General features: G+C 69.5%; 17 protein-coding genes. 7 read left to right on the plus strand and 10 right to left on the minus strand.

Features of this window, described 5'->3' with window-relative positions; translation table 11 throughout:
* Positions 1-53 precede the first annotated feature (53 nt).
* The 3 genes from CXQ92_RS05000 to CXQ92_RS05010 form a co-directional block, all read right to left on the minus strand.
* Positions 54-479 (minus strand): HIT family protein, encoded by a 426-nt coding sequence (locus CXQ92_RS05000; RefSeq protein WP_104165766.1) that lies wholly within the window; start codon positions 477-479, stop codon positions 54-56.
* Between the two features lie 186 nt (positions 480-665).
* The gene (locus tag CXQ92_RS05005; protein WP_104165768.1) at positions 666-1,493 is read right to left on the minus strand and encodes a sulfurtransferase; all 828 of its coding nucleotides are present in this window, start codon (positions 1,491-1,493) and stop codon (positions 666-668) included.
* Positions 1,494-1,623: 130 nt separating this feature from the next.
* Positions 1,624-2,283: an MBL fold metallo-hydrolase gene (locus tag CXQ92_RS05010; protein ID WP_104165770.1), complete on the minus strand. Its 660-nt coding sequence runs from the start codon at positions 2,281-2,283 to the stop codon at positions 1,624-1,626.
* Positions 2,284-2,360: 77 nt separating this feature from the next.
* Here CXQ92_RS05010 and CXQ92_RS05015 point away from each other — a divergent pair, with 77 nt between their 5' ends.
* From CXQ92_RS05015 to CXQ92_RS05025, 3 genes are all read left to right on the plus strand, one after another.
* Positions 2,361-2,858: a Fur family transcriptional regulator gene (locus CXQ92_RS05015; RefSeq protein WP_104165772.1), complete on the plus strand. Its 498-nt coding sequence runs from the start codon at positions 2,361-2,363 to the stop codon at positions 2,856-2,858.
* A gap of 94 nt (positions 2,859-2,952) precedes the next feature.
* Positions 2,953-3,504 carry a MarR family winged helix-turn-helix transcriptional regulator gene (locus CXQ92_RS05020; protein ID WP_104165774.1) on the plus strand — a complete coding sequence of 184 codons (552 nt, stop codon included), beginning with the start codon at positions 2,953-2,955 and terminating at the stop codon, positions 3,502-3,504.
* A 75-nt stretch (positions 3,505-3,579) separates the two neighbouring features.
* Positions 3,580-4,119, plus strand: coding sequence for a MarR family winged helix-turn-helix transcriptional regulator (locus CXQ92_RS05025; protein ID WP_104165776.1), 540 nt, complete (start codon positions 3,580-3,582; stop codon positions 4,117-4,119).
* Between the two features lie 43 nt (positions 4,120-4,162).
* On the opposite strand, the gene CXQ92_RS05030 is transcribed toward CXQ92_RS05025, so the two are convergent.
* The 7 genes from CXQ92_RS05030 to CXQ92_RS05055 form a co-directional block, all read right to left on the minus strand.
* On the minus strand, positions 4,163-5,068 hold the full coding sequence (locus CXQ92_RS05030; RefSeq protein WP_104165778.1) for a metal ABC transporter permease: 906 nt from the start codon (positions 5,066-5,068) through the stop codon (positions 4,163-4,165).
* A 3-nt stretch (positions 5,069-5,071) separates the two neighbouring features.
* A complete protein-coding gene (locus tag CXQ92_RS05035; protein WP_104166744.1) occupies positions 5,072-5,851 on the minus strand; it encodes a metal ABC transporter ATP-binding protein in 780 nt (259 codons plus the stop codon).
* Positions 5,852-5,984: 133 nt separating this feature from the next.
* A complete protein-coding gene (locus CXQ92_RS05040; RefSeq protein WP_104165780.1) occupies positions 5,985-7,025 on the minus strand; it encodes a metal ABC transporter solute-binding protein, Zn/Mn family in 1,041 nt (346 codons plus the stop codon).
* 90 nt (positions 7,026-7,115) lie between these two features.
* Entirely contained in the window at positions 7,116-8,207 is a 1,092-nt protein-coding gene (locus tag CXQ92_RS05045; protein ID WP_104165782.1) for a hemolysin family protein, read from the minus strand.
* Positions 8,204-9,628, minus strand: coding sequence for a hemolysin family protein (locus CXQ92_RS05050; RefSeq protein WP_104165784.1), 1,425 nt, complete (start codon positions 9,626-9,628; stop codon positions 8,204-8,206). The genes CXQ92_RS05045 and CXQ92_RS05050 overlap by 4 nt, the downstream gene beginning before the upstream one ends.
* A gap of 2 nt (positions 9,629-9,630) precedes the next feature.
* The gene (locus CXQ92_RS17790) at positions 9,631-9,825 is read right to left on the minus strand and encodes a hypothetical protein (RefSeq protein WP_146067390.1); all 195 of its coding nucleotides are present in this window, start codon (positions 9,823-9,825) and stop codon (positions 9,631-9,633) included.
* Positions 9,826-9,949: 124 nt separating this feature from the next.
* On the minus strand, positions 9,950-11,401 hold the full coding sequence (locus tag CXQ92_RS05055; RefSeq protein ID WP_104165786.1) for a GuaB1 family IMP dehydrogenase-related protein: 1,452 nt from the start codon (positions 11,399-11,401) through the stop codon (positions 9,950-9,952).
* Positions 11,402-11,568: 167 nt separating this feature from the next.
* Here CXQ92_RS05055 and CXQ92_RS05060 point away from each other — a divergent pair, with 167 nt between their 5' ends.
* The 4 genes from CXQ92_RS05060 (at position 11,569) to CXQ92_RS05075 (ending at position 19,789) form a co-directional block, all read left to right on the plus strand.
* Positions 11,569-15,426: a multifunctional oxoglutarate decarboxylase/oxoglutarate dehydrogenase thiamine pyrophosphate-binding subunit/dihydrolipoyllysine-residue succinyltransferase subunit gene (locus CXQ92_RS05060; protein ID WP_104165788.1), complete on the plus strand. Its 3,858-nt coding sequence runs from the start codon at positions 11,569-11,571 to the stop codon at positions 15,424-15,426.
* A gap of 114 nt (positions 15,427-15,540) precedes the next feature.
* Positions 15,541-16,140 (plus strand): GDSL-type esterase/lipase family protein, encoded by a 600-nt coding sequence (locus tag CXQ92_RS05065; protein ID WP_104165790.1) that lies wholly within the window; start codon positions 15,541-15,543, stop codon positions 16,138-16,140.
* Positions 16,141-16,369: 229 nt separating this feature from the next.
* Positions 16,370-18,154, plus strand: coding sequence for an ABC transporter family substrate-binding protein (locus CXQ92_RS05070; RefSeq protein ID WP_104165792.1), 1,785 nt, complete (start codon positions 16,370-16,372; stop codon positions 18,152-18,154).
* Between the two features lie 102 nt (positions 18,155-18,256).
* A complete protein-coding gene (locus CXQ92_RS05075; protein ID WP_104165794.1) occupies positions 18,257-19,789 on the plus strand; it encodes an ABC transporter permease in 1,533 nt (510 codons plus the stop codon).
* Positions 19,790-19,795: the final 6 nt, after the last annotated feature.

The following is a 19,795-nucleotide window of genomic DNA, read 5'->3' on the forward strand; positions in this document are numbered from 1 at the left end:
GCACCGGCAACCTACCAGCGGGGAGCGGTTCGCGGTAGCGGCCGGCGGCCCGTTCAGGCGGGGACGGAGGCGGAGTGTCCGGCGTCGCGCAGCGCGCTCCGCAATGCCTCGGCACTGCGGTCCATCGCGGCGGGGTCCGGTGCGTGGTCCACGCGCCGGACGTCGAAATCCTCCGGTGACTGCGTCGGCCAGACATGCACGTGCAGGTGGGGCACCTCGTAGCCTTCGAGCAGGACCCCCACGCGCTTCGCGCCGAAGGCCGTCTCCTGCGCCCTGCCGATGGTCTGGGCGACGGCCATCACCCGGGTCAGGGTCTCCGGATCGGCCTCGAGCCAGTGCGCGATCTCCCGCCGCGGGACCACGAGTGTGTGCCCGGGGGTGATCGGGGCGATGGTGAGGAACGCGACGACGTCGTCGTCCTGCCACACGAAGCGTCCGGGGATCTCGCCGTCGATGATTCTGGTGAAGAGCGTGGCCATCGGTGGTCCTCCTGGGATTGCTGCCGGCGGGACACCGCGGCGCCCCCGACCTGCGGGCAGCGGGATGCCGCCACGCAGGGGCGGCGGCGCGGGTCGTCCTGGGGTCATGCCCCGACGCTACCGCGCCACCGTGCGGCGGGGCCACCACGGGCCCCGCCGCACGGTTCGTCCCGCACCCGGGCGGCGTCAGGCACCCGTCGCGACGGGCAGTCCCTCGGTCGTCGACCACTGGGACCACGAGCCCGGGAACAGCGCCGCGTCGAAGCCGGCGATGTCCAGCGCGGCGATGGCATGCGCCGCGGTGATGCCCGACCCGCAGTAGACGGCGGTGCGCCCGCGGCCGGCACCCAGGGCGCCGAAGCGGCGGCGGATCTCCTCCGCGGACCGGAAGCGGCCGTCGTCGCCGAGGTTGTCGGCCGTCGGGGCGCTGACGGCTCCGGGGATGTGCCCGGCCTGCGGATCGATCGGCTCGTGCTCCCCGCGGAAGCGTTCACCGGCGCGGGCGTCGAGGATCACGTCGCCGTGCGCGGGGTGGAGCAGGTCGGGGATGGAGACGACCGGCATGTGGCCCGAGGTGAGGTGGACGCTGCCCACGCAGTGCCGCTCCTCCCCGCCCTCGACGTCGCACCCTGCCGCGCGCCAGGCCCCCAGGCCGCCGTCGAGGAGGCTGACCGACGCGAAGCCGGCGTCGCGCAGGAGCCACCAGAGGCGGGCCGCCGCAAGGTTCCCGGAGTCGTCGTAGACCACCACGGTGTCGCCGTCGTTGAGTCCCCATCGGCGGGCCGCCTCCTGGAGGGCCGCCGCGTCGGGAAGCGGGTGGCGCCCGAGCCCGGGACCGCCCGGGGCACACAGCTCCGTCTCCATGTCCACGTACACGGCGCCGGGTATGTGGGCTTCGCGGTAGTGTCCGTGGCCGTGGGGGTCGCCCAGGGCCCAGCGCACATCCAGCAGGATGGTCTGCGCACCGGAGGTCATCCGGTCCCGCAGCTCCTGCACATCCATCAGAGTCTTCATCGAGATCTCCTGTCGGAACGTGTGACCGGACCGCGGGCTCACCGCGGCCGGTCCTGATGCAGGCCAGTCCACCACACCGGCATGCGCCCACCAAGGAACCCGCCCGGCGACCGGGCAGGGCGGGCCCGGGTCAGACGTCCGCGCCCTCGCGGACCGCGAGGTGCCGGAAGGACGTGCCGTACCGGGCTCCCAGGCGCGTGAGGTGGCCTTCGACGATGCCGAGCCCGGCCTCGTTGAGGAGGGCGTCATGGATCTGGAACGCGCGGGGCGCCCGGACCGACGCCACGAAGTCCACGACCTCGGCGAGCTTCGACCACGGCGCGTGCACCGGGACCAGCAGGGTCCCGACGGCGATCCCGTGCGGCACGATCAGCGAGTCGCCCGGATGGTAGACGGATTCCTCGACGAGGAAGCCCACGTTGGCGATCACGGGGATCAGGGGGTGGATCAGGGCGTGCTGTCCGCCGAAGGTCCTGACCCGGAACCCGCCGGCCGTGAACTCCTCGCCGCCGGCCACGGGATGCACGCGCTCCCCCGCCGCAGCACCCAGACCCTCGACGACGGCGTCGACCACGGCCGGCGGCGCCCACAGTCCCATCGAGGGGTCCGCCGCGAGCACGGCGACCACGCGGTCGACGGCGACGTGGTCGGGGTGCTCATGCGTGATGAGGACGGCGGCGGCACCCTCGAGCGCCTCCTCGACCTCGGAGAAGGACCCTGGATCGACCACGAGCACGGAACCGTCCTGCTCGAGCCTCACGCACGAATGGGTGTACTTGGTCAGCCGCATCGCCTCAGACTACCGCTGCCCGCGCTGATAATCTTGACTCTGATCCCGGGCACCCGAGCCCGCAGGAAGGGTAGGACATGACGCCTGAGGCGACCTCCGAGGCAGGACCGCGGACGGGGACGGCCGCGCCGTCAGCGCGACCCACACCGCCCGCACCGCCCACCCGCAGGGGATCCGAGCAGCGCGTCACGCGGCAGCGGCGTGCGGTGAGCGCCGCCCTCGACGCCCTCGACGACTTCGTGAGCACGCAGGAGCTCCACCGCGTGCTCCACGAGCGCGGCGAATCGGTCTCGCTCGCCACCGCCTACCGCATCCTCCAGTCCATGGCCGACGACGGCCTCGTGGACGTGCTGAGGAACGGCGACAACGAGGCGGTCTACCGGCGTTGCGCCGTGGAGCACCACCACCACCACCTGCTCTGCCGGAACTGCGGACGCGCCGTGGAGATCGAGGCGCCCGCCGTCGAGCAGTGGGCCGCCCGGATCGCGGCGGAGCACGGCTTCTCGGACGCCGCCCACACCGTCGAGATCCAGGGCCTGTGCCCGGAATGCACGGCGGCGAGGGACCGGCCCTGAGCCGTCCTCCCACGGTGCACAGCATCTCCCCTGCCCGCGCCACCGCAGTCCTGGCGCTGATCATGTCGGTGCGGGCGACTAGGCTGGTCCCGTGATGTCCCCCGACAGCTCCGTCCCCGCCGGACCGGCCCCGGCCGGTGCCGGACGCGGTCGTGCCGCCTCGGCCGGCGACGCGGATCCCGTCCTCGATCTCGTGGACGCCGTGCGCCGCTACCGGGATGCCGAGAGTTCCATGCGGGGCCAGAGCAGGGAATCCATGCACCTCGGCAGGACCGACATGACAGCGCTGCGCTTGATGCTGCGTGCGCGCCAGGCGGGGCACCCGCTCAGTGCCGCTGCCCTCTCCCGTGAGCTCGGGATCTCCTCGGCCGCCACCACGGTGCTGGTCGACCGCCTCGAGCAGAGCGGCCACGCCGAACGGCGTCGGAGCAGCACGGACGGGCGTGCGATCGAGGTGTGGCCGACGGCGACGACCGAGCACGAGGTGCGGTCGACCATGGGCACCATGCACGAGCGGATGATGCAGATCGCCTCCGCACTCCCGCCCGAAGACTGCAGCACCATCCACCGCTTCCTCGACGCTTTGGGGCAGGCGATGACGGAGCTGGACTTCCCCGCGACCGGGACCGCCGGCCCGCCTGCCTGATCCGGGATCCCGCGAGGATCCGCAACCGACCATGTATCTAGGGAGATTGACTACTAGATGATCTAGGATAAGGCCATGGATCCTTCGGACGAGCGGCAGGGAGCGGGCTACTGGTACCCCCCGTCCGGCGGGGGTGCCACCCACCAGCCGGCGACCGGCGTCGACGTCCTCAACGCCCTTCGCGCCTACCGGACCGTGGAGAGCGGCCTTCGCCGGGAGCTCAGCCAGCGACTCGGCATCAACGAGACCGATCTCGGAGCGTTGCGCTACCTCCTCGGCGTCTGGCAGGAGGACGAGGGGGCCAGCCCCAAGGAGCTCGCGCTCGCGCTCGGGATCTCGAGTGCATCGACCACCCTCGTCATCGACCGGCTCGAGAAGGCCGGCTTCATCCGGCGTCGCCGCCACCCGGTCGACCGCCGCGCGGTGATCCTGGAACCCGGCGACAGGGCCACCGAGGACTTCCGGTCCGCCTTCGACATCGAGAAGCGTGGTGTCCTCGCCGCCGCCGACGGCCTCACGGGCGAGGAGACCGAGACGGTCACCCGCTTCCTGCGGAACATGGAACGAGCGATCGCCGACGCCGTCCAGCAGCCGGGTCATACCTCCGGCTCCTAGGCCTTCCCGGTTCCCGGGATCGTCCGTGCCCGGGCGTCCGCGCTCAGGCCTGGACGCCGGCGGCCATCCGCCGCGATCCGGTCGCGTCCCCGGGCAGGCGCGATCTCCGCACCGAGCGGCGGGACCCGATCAGGCGGCACAGGAGGTAGATGGCGAACGAGATCGTCGTGACGTACGGGCTGATCGGGATGCGGCCGCCCAGCGCGAGCAGGATCCCTCCCACCACGGAGGTGCACGCGAACACCACGCTGAGCAGGACCACGACGCCGGGCGCGGACGAGACCTTCAGGGCAGCGGCGGCCGGCGTGATCAGCAGCGCGAGGACCAGCAGGGCACCGACCACCTGGATGGACAGGGCCACGGAGATCCCCAGCAGGACCATGAACAGCATCGAGAGGCCCCGGACCGGCACGCCGCGGGCCTCCGCGAGATCGGGATCCGCGCTCGCGAACGTGAGCGGGCGCCAGATCGCGGCCAGGGCGAGCATGACGACGACAGCGCACCCCACGAGCAGGTTCAGCTGCACGTCGTCGACCGAGACGATCTGCCCGGTCAGGAGGCCGAACTTGTTGGCGGCACGCCCCTCGTAGAGGGCGAGGAACAGGATGCCCAGGCCGAGGCCGAAGGGCATCACGACGCCGATGATCGAGTTCCGGTCACGGGCGCGGATTCCCATGAGTCCGAGGACGAGCGCGGCGAGGACGGAGCCGACGAGGGAACCGGCAACCACATTGGCCCCGACGAGCAGCGCGAACGCGGCCCCGGCGAAGGACAGTTCGGCGATGCCGTGCACCGCGAAGGCGAGGTCCCGCATCATGACGAAGATCCCGATCAGCCCGCCGAGGAGTCCGAGCACCGCCCCGGCGATGAGCGAGTTCCGGACCAGCGGCAGCAACTGGGCGTAGTTGTCGAACGTGAAGATGGCGTCGAAGACGTCCTGGAAGTCCATGGCCTAGGCGCTCTCGTGATGGTGGGTCGTGGCGTCCGGCAGACCGACGACGACGATCCTCCCGTTGCTGTGGAGTACCTCGACAGGGCTGTCGTAGACGTCGGAGAGCACTTCGCTCGTCATGACCTCGGCGGGGCTGCCCACACGGAACTTCCCGTCCGCGAGGTACAGCACGCGGTCCACGTAGTCGATCACGGGGTTGATCTCGTGGGTCACGAACACCACGGCGCTGTTCTTCTCATGGCACTGCCTGTTGATGAGCGAGCTCACCGCCTGCTGATGGTGCAGGTCCAGCGACAGCAGGGGCTCGTCGCACAGGAGGACGGCCGGGTCCGTGGCGAGGGCCTGCGCGGCCCGCAGGCGCTGCTGCTCGCCTCCCGAGAGGAGGCCGACGGGCGCATCCGCATAGGAGTCGGCGCCGACGTCGTGCAGGAGCCGGTCCACCTGCTCGCGGTACCCGCGGCCCCTCAGGCGCAGTCCCCAGCGGTGGCCGTCCACTCCGAGGCCCACGAGGTCGCGGGCCCTCAGCGGCGTCTCGGCGGGAAAGGATTTCTGCTGCGGGATGTATCCGAGCGCCCGGCTGCCACGCGTGATCGGGCCGCCGTGGACGGTCGCCGTGCCGGAGTCGAGCGGCTGCAGACCCAGCAGGACCTTCAGGAAGCTCGTCTTGCCCGAGCCGTTGGGGCCCAGGACCGCGAAGAACTCGCCGGGCATGATGTCGAGGTCCAGCCCCTCCCACAGGGTGCGGTCACCGAAGGACAGCGCCGCGTCCCGCAGGCTGATCGCCGGCCGGGCGTCCGTCCCCTCGGAGGAGGAGGACGCCGACCGGGGCACTGTCGAGGTCATGCGGAGCGGCTTCCAGTCTGTCGTGGTTCAGGAGTGGTTCCGGGTGGTGCAGGAGCGTGGTGCGGGTTCTTCAGGAGCCGAGGGCGGCTTCGATGCTGTCGGTGTTGCCCGCCATCCAGGACACGTAGTCCTCGCCGTCGGGCAGGGTCTCGGTGAACTCGACGACGGGCAGGCCCGCCTGGTCGGCGACGGAGCGGACGGCTTCCGTCTGTGCTCCCTCGGTCTGGCCATTGTAGGCAAGGAAGGCGAGGCTGCCACCCGAGACGAGGGCCTTCATCTCCTCGAGCGCCGCCACGGGGACGTCGGACTCCTCCTCGATCGCCTCGATGAAGTCCTCCGGTGTGACGTCCTCGAGCCCGGCCGCCTCCAGAAGGTACGCGGGGACGGGCTCCGTCACCGCGACCTGCGCGCGGTCGCTCCCGCGTGCCGACGCCAGTGCGGCCAGCCGGTCCTGGAGGGGCTGCAGATCCTCGATGAAGGCGTCGGCACGCTCGCGGTAGGCATCGGCGTTCGGCTCGTCGAGTCGGGCCAGCTCGTCCGCGATGGCGTCGGCGAGCGTCGCCATGGCGGGCAGGTCGTACCAGAGGTGCTCGTTGAAGGTCCCGTGGCCGTGCTCCTCCTCGCCTGCGTGCTCCTCGCCTGCGTGCTCCCCGTCCGCGTGCTCCCCGCCTGCGTCCTCCTCGCCGGCATGCTCCTCGCCTGCATGCTCCCCTGCGCTGCCGGGCTCCTGGAGGCCGGACAGCTCGACGGCGTTGAGCACCGTCTCGACGCCGGTCTCGTCCGCGAGGCGCCCGAGGAAGGTGTCATACCCTCCGCCGTTCTCGATGACGAGGTCCGCCTCCGAGACGGACAGCTTGTCCTGCACGGTCGGCTCGTACGAATGCGGGTCCTGGCTCAGGCTGTTCACCACCGAGGTGACCTCGACGTCGTCGCCGCCGACGGCCGCGGCGATACCGCCGTACACGTTGGTGGCGGTGACGACCGTGATCGCGCCCCCGCCGGCGTCCGCCTGCCCGTCCGCGGCATCGGACCCGCCGTCTCCGCAGGCGGCAAGACCGAGGGCCGAGACTGCCACCAGGGCAGGAAGAGCGAGACGGCGGGGAACTGGCATCGGGGAACCTCGATCAGACTAATGAGAATTGTTCAGGTTAGTGCTTCGAGCATAACCCAGACGCGAACCGTTCGCATTTCACCGGACCTGTCAGGAGGTGACCGGCGCGTCGGGACCGCCGATGCCCTCCCCCGACCTCCGCGCGCCCTGGTTCTGCGTGGCGTCGCGGATCTCGCCGATGAGCTGTTCGATCACGTCCTCGAGGAAGAGCACGCCGCGCGTCGAGCCATCGGGCCCGAGGACGCGCGCCAGGTGCGAACCTGTCCGCTGCATCACGGTCAGGGCGTCCTCGATCTCGTCGTGCAGCGACAGGTTGGCCAGCGTGCGGACCTTGTTCTCCGTGATGGGCCTGCGGTACATGGCCTGCGGCATCGACATGATGTCCTTGAGGTGCATGTAGCCGGTGAGGTTGCCGTGTTCGTCCACCATGACGAACCGGGAGAACCCGGTCCGGCCGACCGCGCGCTCGAAGTCCTCCGGCGTCGCATCGGTGCGGACGGTGACGAGCCCACTGAGCGGCACCATCGTCGTCTCGGCCGTCTGCCCGGAGAACTCCAGCGCACCGGTGATGAGACCCGACTCGTCGTCCACGAGTCCACTCTTCGTGGACTCCTCGACGATCGACTGCACCTCCTCCAGCGTGTAGGTCGAGGACACCTCGTCCTTCGGCTCCACCCTGAGGGCGCGGAGGATATGGTTCGCGGCCCAGTTCAGCGAGGAGATCACCGGGTTGACCACCCGCGCGATCATCACGAGCGGCGGGGCCAGGAGGAGGGCGGCCTTGTCCGCGACGGAGACCGAGATGTTCTTCGGCACCATCTCGCCGAAGGTCACGTGCAGGAAGGTCACCAGGACCAGGGCGATCCCGAAGGCCAGCCCTCCGGCGAGGCCCTCGGGGATGCCGACGGCTTCCAGCGGCACCACGAGCAGGTGGTGGATCGCGGGCTCCGCGACCTGCAGGATCAGGAGCGAGCAGACCGTGATGCCCAGCTGCGCGCAGGCGAGCATGAGGGAGACGTGCTCCATGGCCCAGATCGTCGTCTTCGCCCGCTTCGACCCCGTGTCCGCCAGGGGCTCGATCTGGCTGCGGCGCGCCGACATGATGGCGAATTCCGCGCCGACGAAGAACGCGTTGCCGGCCAGGAGGACGACGAGCCAGACGATTCCCGCCCAGTCGCTCATCGGTGGTCCTTTCGGTAGGCCGTGCTGCCGGCGAAGACGGGCCCGGTGGTCGATTCGGCACCCGAGGACCCCTGGGGCACGGGCTGGTGCTCGGGCACGACGGCGCTCTCGTCGTCGTGCTCAGGGGTGGGCGCGGGCCGGAACTGGACGCGGTCGATGCGCCGTCCGTCCATGCGTTCCACGGTCAGCGTGCCCGCGGGGACCTCGACCGCGTCCCCGGGCGCTGCGACCCGGCCGAGCTCGGCCATGATGAACCCGGCCACGGTCTCGTAGCCTGCCTCGTCCGGCACCACGAGCCCGGGGATCTGCAGGGTGACCTCGTCGGGACGCATGAGACCGGGGAAGAACCAGTCCCCTGCAGCGCTCTGCAGGACGCCCAGTTTCAGTTTGTCGTGCTCGTCCGCGACCTCGCCCACGATCTCCTCGACCAGGTCCTCGAGCGTGGCGACACCGGCGGTGCCGCCGTACTCGTCGAGCACCACGGCCAGCTGGAGGTTCGCCTCGCGCAGTTCACTGAGGAGCGAATCGAGGTGCACCGTCTCGGGGACACGCAGGACGTCGGTCATGATGGTGCCGGCGGGCAGGTCCGCGCGCTTGTGACGCGGTACCGCGACGGCCTTCTTGACGTGGACCACGCCGCGGATGTCGTCCGCGGAGTCGCCGATCAGCGGGAAGCGCGAGTAGCCGGTGCGGCGCGCGGCCTCGACGACGTCGGCCACGGACTGGTCCGAGTCGATCACCTCCATGCGGATGCGCGGGGTCATGACGTCGGCCGCCGTCCGCTCGGAGAAGCTGAAGGTGCGCGCCAGGAAGTTCGCGGTGCCCTGGTCCAGCGTGCCCATCTCGGCGGATCGACGCACGAGCGAGGAGAGCTCCGACGGCGTCCGCGCGCCGGAGATCTCCTCCTTCGCCTCGAGTCCGAAGATGTTGAGGATGCGGTTGGAGAACCCGTTCAGCACGAGGATGGCGGGCTTGAAGACGGCGGTGAACATCAGTTGCGGGCGGGCCAGGGCACGGCCCACCCGGAAGGGCAGCGCGATGGAGAGGTTCTTGGGGACCAGCTCGCCGATGAGCATCGACAGCAGGGTTGCCAGGACCATCGCGATGATGAGCGAGGCGGACCCGACGACGGCCTCCGAGAGGCCGAGCGCGGAGAGCGGCGTCTCGAGGAGCTTGCCGACGGAGGGCTCCATGACGTAGCCGGTCAGCAGCGTGGTCAGCGTGATGCCCAGCTGGCAGCTGGAGAGCTGGGTCGAGAGCGACTTGAGGCAGCGCAGCAGGGGTGCGGCCTTCGTGTCCCCCTCGTCCACGGCGCGCTGGACGTACGTCTGGTCGAGGGCCACGAGGGCGAACTCGACGGCCACGAAAAAACCCGTGCCCAGCACGAGCAGGAGGCCCGCAGCCAGGTAGATCCACTCCACCGCTACTTCCCCTCCCCGATCAGGTCCGGGCGGGAGAGCAGCGGTCCGCGTTTAAGGGGGTCCGCGGTGTCCGACAGGGCAGGCAGCGCGCCCTGGTCGGAATCGGCGTCCACGGCTCGTCCGGGGTCCCCGGGCAGCGGATGGGCAAGGGAGGAGGGTGCGCCGGCGTCGAGCCGGCCCCTGGGAGGACTGTCCATAAGACTCCCAGTTTACGTGCCGGACCCCCGTCCGGCAGACGCAATCCGCGCGGCACCCCCGGCGTCTTCGCTCACAGCGCAACGGGGGGTCCGGGCGCCGCGGCATCGGCGCCCGGACCCGCCCCTACCAGCTCTGCGGGAGCGGGCGCCCCTCCTCGTAGCCGGCGGCGGACTGCACGCCGACCACCGCGCGGTCACGGAACTCGGCCAGCGTGGCCGCCCCGGCGTAGGTCATCGAACTGCGGACGCCGGCGGTGATCATGTCCAGGAGGTCCTCGACGCCCGGCCGTGCCGGGTCGAGGTACATCTTCGAGGTGGAGATCCCCTCCTCGAACAGTCCCTTGCGGGCTCGCGCGAAGACGTCGTCGCTCCGGGTCCGGTTCTGCACGGCCCGGGCGGAGGCCATACCGAAGCTCTCCTTGTACCGGCGCCCGCTGCTGTCGGTCTGCAGGTCGCCCGGGCTCTCGTAGGTCCCGGCGAACCAGGAGCCGATCATCACCTGGCTCGCGCCTGCGGCGAGGGCGAGGGCGACGTCCCGCGGGTACCGCACGCCGCCGTCGGCCCACACGTGGGCGCCGAGCTCGGCGGCCGCCCGGGCGCACTCGTGGACGGCGGAGAACTGCGGGCGGCCGACCGCCGTCATCATGCGCGTGGTGCACATGGCACCCGGACCCACGCCCACCTTGACGATCGAGGCCCCGGCGGCGACGAGGTCGCGCACTCCCTCGGCGCTGACGACGTTCCCGGCGACGATCGGCACCGTCGGGTCCAGGCCGCGCACGACGGCGAGCGCGTCGAGCATCTTCCGCTGGTGGCCGTGGGCGGTGTCGACGACCAGGACGTCGACACCGGCGTCGAGCAGTGCTGCCGCCTTCGCCCCGACATCACCGTTGATGCCGACGGCGGCCGCCACGCTGAGCCTGCCCGCGGCGTCGAGCGCGGGCTCGTAGATGGTGGAGCGCAGCGCCCCGGTCCGGGTGATGACGCCCTGGAGCACGCCGTCGCGCACCACCGGCGCCAGGGAGACGCGGGACCCGTCGAGGTCCTCGAAGGCCTTCTGCAGCGCGACCGCCGGATCGGCGTCGAACATCGACGCCTCGAAGGCGGCGGGCGCCGGGCGCATCACCGACTCCAGCGAGGCGAAGCGGTCCACCCCCTCGCAGTCGTCCGCGTCGACCACGCCGACGCACGCACCGGCGTCGTCCGTGACGAGGACCGCCCCGTGCGCGCGCTTGTGCATGAGGTGCAACGCATCCACCACGGTGTTGCCGGGCTGCAGCTGCAGCGGTGTCTCGAAGACGGGATGGCGTTCCTTGACCCACGAGGTGACCTCGGAGATGACCTCCACGGGGACGTCCTGCGGCAGGACGCCGATGCCGCCGCGCCGCGCGATGGTCTCGACCATGCGCCGCCCGGTCACCGCCGTCATGTTGGCGACGACGAGCGGGATCGTGGTGCCCGTGCCGTCGTCCGAGGACAGATCGACGTCGAAGCGGGAGATGACCTCGGACGTGGAGGGCACGAGGAACACATCGGAGTAGGTGAGGTCGGTGGTGGGCGGATTGATGAAGCGCATGGTTCTCCTTGATAGACAGCCGCAAAGAGTCTAGTGCGTCCCGGCCCTGCTGATTGGATTGTTCCTTCCTCCTGTCACTACACTTGGACAGGGTCCAGACACGGCGTCGCGCCGATCCTGCCGACCGCACCGCGCTCAGGGCAACTTACGGAAGAGGCGTATACCAAGTGCCAGAACAGACCAGCCACCGTCTACCTGAAGAATTCGGCGGGAACGAGTGGCTTGTTGACGAGCTCTACGAGCAGTTCAAGCGGGACCGCCACTCGGTGGACCGCAAGTGGTGGGAACTCTTCGACTCGTTCGACGCCGAGGGTGCGCCGTCGGGGAACGGCCGCAGCGGCGCGGACGCCCCGGCGGACAGGGCGACGCCGCCCGCCGTCACGAAGCCCGCCGCCCCGGCACCGGCCAGCCCGCCGTCGGCCTCCCCGTCCGCAGCGAATCCCTCCACGCGGGAACTGCCGGTCGTGAAGACCGAGACCGCGGCGCCGAAGGCCTCCGGAGAATCGCCTGCGAGCACCCAGGAGAGCGGCAAGCCTCCCGTCGCCAACGAGCCGGCGAAGAAGCCGGACTCCTCGCGCGAGGACAAGCCCGCAGCAAAGCCCATCCCCGCACAGCTTCCCGCCTCGGACCGGAACCCCGAGATGGATGAGAACAAGGTCAGCGTGCTGCGCGGCCCCGCGAAGGCGATCTCCACCAACATGGAGGCGAGCCTCAGCGTCCCGACGGCGACGAGCGTCCGCGCCATCCCCGCGAAGCTGCTCATCGACAACCGTGTGGTCATCAACAGCAACCTCGCCCGCGCCCGCGGCGGCAAGGTGTCCTTCACCCACCTGATCGGGTACGCCATCATCCGCGCGCTCGCCCAGTTCCCGTCCCAGAACGTCTACTACGACGTCGTCGACGGCAAGCCGTCCGCGGTGCAGCCCGCCCACGTGAACTTCGGCCTGGCCATCGACATGCCGAAGCCGGACGGCACGCGCTCGCTCGTGGTGCCGAACATCAAGAAGGCCGAGACCATGAACTTCTCGGAGTTCTGGCACGCCTACGAGGACCTCGTGAAGAAGGCCCGCGCCGGCAAGCTCGGCGCCGACGACTACGCGGGCACCACGGTGTCCCTGACCAACCCGGGCGGCATCGGCACGGTGCACTCGGTGCCGCGCCTGTCCAAGGGTCAGGCCTGCATCATCGGCGCGGGCGCCCTCGAGTACCCCGCCGAGTTCCAGGGCTCCAGCGAGAAGACGCTCGCGAAGCACGCGATCAGCAAGACCATCACCCTGACCTCGACCTACGACCACCGCGTGATCCAGGGCGCCGGCAGCGGCGAGTTCCTGCGCATCATCCACCAGCTGCTGCTGGGTGAGCAGAACTTCTACGACGAGATCTTCGAGTCGCTGCGCATCCCCTACGAGCCCGTGCGCTGGAGCGCGGACATCCAGGTCGATCCGATGGACCAGATCAACAAGGTCGCCCGGATCCAGCAGCTCATCCATGCGTACCGCGTGCGCGGGCACCTCATGGCGGACACCAATCCGCTCGAGTACGTCCAGCGCAAGCACGCCGACCTCGACATCCGCACGCACGGCCTGACCCTGTGGGACCTCGACCGCGAATGGCCGACGGGCGGCTTCGGCGGTCAGCCGTCGCTCAAGTTCCGCGACATGCTCGGGGTGCTCCGCGACGCCTATTGCCGCACCACCGGCATCGAGTACATGCACCTGCAGGACCCCGAAGAGCGCCAGTGGTTCCAGGACGAGCTGGAGCACCCGTACTCCAAGCCCAGCCGCGAGGAGCAGCTGCGCATCCTGCACAAGCTGAACTCCGCGGAGGCGTTCGAGACGTTCCTGCAGACCAAGTTCGTCGGCCAGAAACGCTTCTCCCTCGAAGGCGGCGAGTCCCTGATCCCGCTGCTCGACGCCGTCATCTCCGGCGCGGCCGACGACGGACTCGACGAGGTCGCCATCGGCATGGCGCACCGCGGGCGGCTCAACGTCCTGACCAACATCGCCGGCAAGACCTACGCCCAGGTCTTCCGCGAGTTCGAGGGGACCCAGGATCCGCGCTCCGTCCAGGGCTCGGGCGACGTCAAGTACCACCTCGGCACCGAGGGGACGTTCACCTCCGACGCCGGCAACGAGACGAAGGTCTACCTCGCTGCGAACCCGTCCCACCTCGAGGCGGTGGACCCCGTGCTCGAGGGCATCGTCCGCGCCAAGCAGGACCTGCTGGACCAGGGTGAGACGTTCCCCGTCCTGCCGATCCTCATCCACGGCGACGCGGCCTTCGCGGGCCAGGGTGTGGTGGCGGAGACCCTCAACCTCTCCCAGCTGCGCGGCTACCGCACCGGCGGCACCATCCACGTCATCGTGAACAACCAGGTCGGCTTCACCACGAGCCCGACGTCGTCGCGTTCCTCGGTGTACTCCACCGACGTCGCGAAGATGGTCCAGGCACCCATCTTCCACGTCAACGGCGACGACCCCGAGGCCGTGGTCCGCGTGGCCCAGCTGGCGTACCAGTTCCGCCAGAGGTTCAACAAGGACGTCGTCATCGACATGGTCTGCTACCGCCGTCGCGGCCACAACGAGGGCGACGATCCCTCGATGACGCAGCCCATGATGTACAACCTGATCGAGGCCAAGCGTTCCGTCCGGAAGCTGTACACCGAGGCGCTGATCGGTCGCGGGGACATCACGCAGGAGGAAGCCGAGCAGGCACTGCGCGACTACCAGGAGCGCCTCGAGCGCGTCTTCGCCGAGACCCATGCGGCGCAGACCTCCCCGATCCCGGTCATCGCCAAGGACCCGCAGGCGGTCTCGGACCTGGAACGGCCCTACGCGCAGCAGTCCGACAGCGAGGCTGCAGCCGCCCCGCAGACGGCGATCAGCACGGAGACGCTGGCGCACATCGGAGCGGCGCACACCGCGATCCCGGAGGGCTTCACGGTCCACCCGAAGCTCAAGGCACTGCTCGACAAGCGCGAGCAGATGTCCCGCGAAGGCGGGATCGACTGGGGTTTCGGCGAGATCGCGGCCTTCGGCTCCCTCCTCATGGAGGGCGTCCCCGTCCGGCTCGCGGGCCAGGACTCCCGCCGTGGCACCTTCGTGCAGCGGCACGCCGTCTTCCACGACCGCGCCACCGGGCACGAGTGGCTGCCGCTCGACGACCTCAGCGAGGACCAGGCCAAGTTCTGGATCTACGACTCCCTGCTGAGCGAATACGCGGCCATGGGCTTCGAGTACGGCTACTCGGTGGAGCGTCCCGACGCCCTCGTGATCTGGGAAGCGCAGTTCGGTGACTTCGTCAACGGCGCGCAGACCATCATCGACGAGTTCATCAGTTCCGCGGAGCAGAAGTGGGGACAGCGGTCCTCGCTCGTCCTGATGCTGCCCCACGGCTACGAGGGCCAGGGCCCCGACCACTCCTCCGCACGCATCGAACGCTTCCTGCAGATGTGCGCCGAGGAGAACATGGTCGTCGCGAACCCGAGCAACGCCGCCTCGCACTTCCACCTGCTGCGCCGGCACGCCTACACGCGGCCGAGGAAGCCGCTGATCATCTTCACCCCGAAGCAGCTCCTCCGCCTCAAGGCGGCCGCGAGTTCGGTGGAGGACTTCACGCAGGGCACCTTCCGGCCCGTCATCCCCGACACGCTCGAGACACCCGGGAAGGACGTCGAGCGGGTCATCCTCGTCTCCGGCCGGCTCTACTACGACCTGCTGGCCTCGCGCCAGAAGCTCGACGACGGCAGGACGGCCATCGTTCGCGTGGAGCAGCTCTACCCGCTGCCGGTGGAGGAGATCAGGGCCGCACTGGACACCTACCCCGGGGCGGAGCTCGTATGGGCCCAGGACGAGCCGGCCAACCAGGGACCGTGGCCCTTCATCGGGCTCAACCTCCCCCAGGAGCTCGACCGGCCCCTCCGGCTCGCGTCGCGCCCCGCCTCGGCCTCCACGGCGACGGGTTCGGCGAAGAACCACGCCAAGGAGCAGGAACTCCTGATCAAGCTGGCGTTCGGCCGGCAATAGTAAGCCATCAGTATGATGTCGGGTGGGGCTCCGGTCCCACCCGATGTCTTTAAGGGCCTGTCAGCGGCATGCCCGGGCAGCCATGCACTTTTCGACGAGTACACCGAGGAACCAGTGGAACAACGCAGAATCCGGCTAGCAGCAGTGGGCGACGAACTCCTCGCAGGGCTCGGTGATCCGAGGGCTCTCGGCTGGCTCGGTCGCGTGATGGCGCGGACCCGACCCGACAACGTGTCCGTCGAGGCGTACAGCCTGGCCGCTCCCGGTGAGGGCACCGAGGCCCTGGCGAACCGCTGGCTGCAGGAGGCGGGGCGCCGCTTCGCCGACGGCTACGACAACCGCCTGGTGATCGGGCTGTCGGACCGCGACCTGGACCTGGAGCTGTCCACCGCGAGGAGCCGCCTCAATCTCGCGAACATCCTCGACGGCGCCTCGCAGTCGAGCGTCAAGGCACTCGTCGTCGGACCTCCCCCCGGGCTCGACCCCGAACGGAACCGCCGCCTGGCCGATCTCTCCGCCGCCTTCGGTGACGTGACCACGCGCCGCAAGCACGTCTTCGTCGACACCTTCAGCCCCCTGCTCGCCCACGAGCAGTGGCGCCACGACCTCGCGTCCAACGGCGGGACGCCGGGCCAGGCCGGCTATGGCCTGATGGCCTGGCTCGTGCTGCACCGCGGGTGGTTCCAGTGGCTGGAAGTGCCCGCGCCAGAGTAAGGCATCCACGAGCTGGAGGGCCCCGGGGACACGCTGTCCGCGGGGCCCTTCTCATTGCTCAGACGCCTTATGTTTCGCCGGGGTAACAAATGGGTTATCAGTGACTTACTGAGTGTCCGAAGGCAACGATCCTTCGCTATGCTGACCGAGTGTGATTGCCGTCACGGCGGCAATCCGCCTCGTGGGACATTGCTGCGTCCCTCGCGCCCAGCACAGTAAGGACTATCGAATGCGTAATAAGCGCACACTGACGCTCGCCGCACTGTCCATCGGAGCGCTCGCCCTGAGTGCCTGTGGATCGGCGGGCGGGACCGCCGCGGCCCCGGCCTCGGAAAGTGCCGAGGAGAACCTGGCCACGACGATCAACGTCGCGATCAGCCAGGCTCCGACCGGCTACAACGGCAACACGGCCGCCACGAACTCCGTCTACAACACCTACGTGGACAACCTGACCTCGGGCGGGTTCGCTGCCTTCACGGCGGCAGGGGAGCTCGAGGCCAACCCGGACTTCGGCTCGTACGAGAAGGTCAGCGATGACCCGCTCACCGTCAAATACACCATCAACGAAGATGCCGTGTGGTCCGACGGCGTGCCGATCGACTACGACGACGTCCTGCTCACCTGGGCAGCCCTGTCGGGCACGCACCCCACCGGTGAGAAGGATCCCGAGACGGGCGCCGAGTCGGACCTCTTCCAGGCCGCTTCGACCAACGGCTTCGCCCTGATGGACATGATCGAGGGCGAGCCGGGCGACAAGGAGTTCGAGGTCGTCTTCTCGGAGCCCTACGCCGACTGGGAAGCCCTCCTCACGCCGGGTACCCTCATGCCCGCGCACATCGCCGCCGAGCAGGGCGGGCTGTCCCCTGAGGGTGACGGCGCCGAGCTCGTCGAAGCCGTCAAGGCGACCGACATCGCAGCACTCACGCCCGTCGCGGAGTTCTGGAACACCGGCTGGGACTACGAGGTGGACCTGCCGACCCTGCCGGACACCGCGCTGCTCCCCTCGTCCGGCCCGTACAAGCTGGACAACGCGACCAACGGCACCCTGACGCTCGTGAAGAACGACCAGTACTGGGGTGAGGAGCGGGCGGGCCAGACGGACATGATCGTCTTCAAGACCGTCGTCGACGAAGAGGCCGTCCAGGCCCTCCAGAACGGCGACGTCGACGTGATCGACCCCTCCAGCCCCACGGTCGACACCAAGGCCGCCCTCGAGCAGATCGGCGAGACCGTCACGGTCGACACCGGCACCTCACTGACCTTCTCGCACATCGACCTCGACCAGCGCCCCGGCGCCGTCTTCGAGGACCTCAAGGTCCGTCAGGCCTTCAACGCCTGCACGCCCCGCGCGGACATGGTCGACAAGTTCGTGACGCCGATCGATCCCGAGGGAACGGTCATGAACCTGCGCGAGTACCAGCCCGGACAGCCCGACTACGACACGGTCCTCGACGGCGCTCCCGCCGCCCAGGGTGACGGTGCCGCGGACATCGAGGGCGCCAAGGCCCTGCTCGCCGAGGCCGGCAAGACCGAGCCCGTCAAGGTCTCGCTGATGTACGCGTCCACCAGCCAGCTGCGCGCCGACATGGTGGCACTGGTCAAGGACTCCTGCGACAAGGCAGGGTTCGAGATCATCCCGCAGCCCGAGGCCGAGTGGAGCGCCAAGCTCTCGCAGCCCGGCGCCTGGGACGCAGTGCTCTTCGGCTGGGCCGGTTCCGGCCTCGTCGCCTCCGGTGAGTCGATCTACGTCTCGGGTGGCGAGCAGAACTTCGGCGGCTACGCCGACGAGGAGGTCGACCGCCTCTGGAGCGAAATCGTCACGAACACGGACGAAGAGCAGGTCGTGCCCCTGAAGACCGAGCTCGAACAGCGTCTCGCCGAGACGCAGTACAACGTGGTGCTCTACGCGAACGCCGACATCATCGGGTCCTCCTCGAAGCTCGAGGGCGTCGAGATGAACCCGACGCAGACCGGTATCACCTGGAACGCCTACAGCTGGACGAAGCAGAACTGATTGCAGCCTTGCGCTGACGCATGAGGACGGGCAGGCTCGCGGGCCTGCCCGTCCCTGTGCCCGGCACCGCTACAGCCTGCACCGTTCCCAAGGAGCCCCCACGTGTTCTACTTCATCGCCAAACGAACGATCATCTCGTTCTTCATCATGCTTGCAGCCACCACGCTGATGTACTTCCTCACCATCTCGTCGGGTGATCCCTTCGAGGACCTCGGTGAGACCAGCGGCCCGGAGAAGGCCGCCACCATCGCCGCCCGCACAGCGGCCATGAACCTGGACGTCCCTCCCATCCCCCGCTACTTCCTCTGGTTGCAGGAGGTCGGCCACTGCCTCGTCCCCGGCGGAGTGAGCTGCACCCTCGGCATGGACCGCTCCGGTGCCGCAGTCCTCCCCCAGCTCGAGAACGCGATGGGCTCGACGCTGCGCCTCGTCGTCGTGGCGACCGTCCTCGCCCTCGTGCTCGGCGTGATCGTCGGGATCGTGACGGCGATCCGCCAGTACAGCGTCTTCGACTACTCGATCACCTTCATCTCCTTCCTGCTGTTCTCGCTGCCCCTGTTCTGGCTCTCCACGCTCCTCAAGCAGTATCTTGCGATCGACCTCAACACGTGGCTGGCCAATCCGCAGTTCTCCTATCTCACGATCGCCCTGATCGGGGTGATCGCCGGCGTCATCTGGGCGGTGGTCGTCGGTGGCGACCGGAGGCGGCGCCTGGCCACCTTCGGCATCACTGCCGCGGCCACCGCCGTCGCGCTCTACCTCCTCCTCGTCACCGGCTGGTTCGTCAGCCCGGGCCTCGGCGTCGTCGGGATGCTGGTCTCCGCCGCGGGCATCGCCGTCCTGTGGACGGCCCTCCTCGCCGGCTTCCGCCGTCGGCGCGTCCTGAACGCCGCCCTCGCGGCCGCCGGCGTCAGCTTCCTCGGCTACCTCGTCTCGCTCCTCATCCTCGATGATCCGACCTGGTTCGTCGTGCTGGCGCTCGTGATCGTCACGGCGGTGCTCGCCTACGTCGTCGCCGGGGTCGTCGGGGGCCCGTTCCGCGCCCAGGCCGCGAAGATCGGCGCCGTCATCGCGGTATCGGTGAGCCTGCTGATCCTGCTGGACCGTCTCCTGCAGGCCTACCCGACCCTGTCCGCCAAGGCGGGAGGACGGCCCATCCCCACCACCGGCTCGCAGTCCGCCAACCTTGCGGGAACGTTCTGGGAGATCAACCTCGACTACGCGCTGCACCTGATCCTGCCGACCATCGCGCTGACGCTCATCTCGTTCGCCACCTACACCCGGTACACGAGGGCCAGCCAGCTCGACGTCATGAACCAGGACTACATCCGCACTGCACGGGCCAAGGGCCTCAGCGAGCGCACCGTCCTGGTCAAGCACGCGTTCCGCAACGCGATGATCCCGATCACCACCCTGATGGCGTTCGACTTCGCCGGTGTCCTCGGCGGCGCCGTCATCACGGAGCAGGTCTTCGGCTGGAACGGCATGGGCAAGATGTTCATCGACGGCATCAACCACGTGGATCCCGGGCCGGTCATGGCCTTCTTCCTCGTCGTCGGCACCGCGGCCGTACTGTTCAACATGCTCGCCGACATCGCCTACGCGTTCCTCGACCCGCGCATCACCCTGAGCTAGGACCCG

The organism is Arthrobacter sp. SX1312 (assembly GCF_002929295.1).
Taxonomy (GTDB): Bacteria; Actinomycetota; Actinomycetes; order Actinomycetales; family Micrococcaceae; genus Arthrobacter_D.

Excerpts from the sequence above, each read along its gene's own strand:
- CXQ92_RS05000 (WP_104165766.1), bottom strand. The coding sequence starts at position 479 with ATGGCCACGCTCTTCACCAGAATCATCGACGGCGAGATCCCCGGACGC.
- CXQ92_RS05045 (WP_104165782.1), bottom strand. The coding sequence starts at position 8,207 with ATGAGCGACTGGGCGGGAATCGTCTGGCTCGTCGTCCTCCTGGCCGGC.
- CXQ92_RS05030 (WP_104165778.1), bottom strand. The coding sequence starts at position 5,068 with ATGGACTTCCAGGACGTCTTCGACGCCATCTTCACGTTCGACAACTAC.
- CXQ92_RS05040 (WP_104165780.1), bottom strand. The coding sequence starts at position 7,025 with ATGCCAGTTCCCCGCCGTCTCGCTCTTCCTGCCCTGGTGGCAGTCTCG.
- CXQ92_RS05020 (WP_104165774.1), top strand. The coding sequence starts at position 2,953 with ATGTCCCCCGACAGCTCCGTCCCCGCCGGACCGGCCCCGGCCGGTGCC.
- CXQ92_RS05055 (WP_104165786.1), bottom strand. The coding sequence starts at position 11,401 with ATGCGCTTCATCAATCCGCCCACCACCGACCTCACCTACTCCGATGTG.
- CXQ92_RS05025 (WP_104165776.1), top strand. The coding sequence starts at position 3,580 with ATGGATCCTTCGGACGAGCGGCAGGGAGCGGGCTACTGGTACCCCCCG.
- CXQ92_RS05005 (WP_104165768.1), bottom strand. The coding sequence starts at position 1,493 with ATGAAGACTCTGATGGATGTGCAGGAGCTGCGGGACCGGATGACCTCC.
- CXQ92_RS05070 (WP_104165792.1), top strand. The coding sequence starts at position 16,370 with ATGCGTAATAAGCGCACACTGACGCTCGCCGCACTGTCCATCGGAGCG.
- CXQ92_RS05015 (WP_104165772.1), top strand. The coding sequence starts at position 2,361 with ATGACGCCTGAGGCGACCTCCGAGGCAGGACCGCGGACGGGGACGGCC.
- CXQ92_RS05010 (WP_104165770.1), bottom strand. The coding sequence starts at position 2,283 with ATGCGGCTGACCAAGTACACCCATTCGTGCGTGAGGCTCGAGCAGGAC.
- CXQ92_RS17790 (WP_146067390.1), bottom strand. The coding sequence starts at position 9,825 with ATGGACAGTCCTCCCAGGGGCCGGCTCGACGCCGGCGCACCCTCCTCC.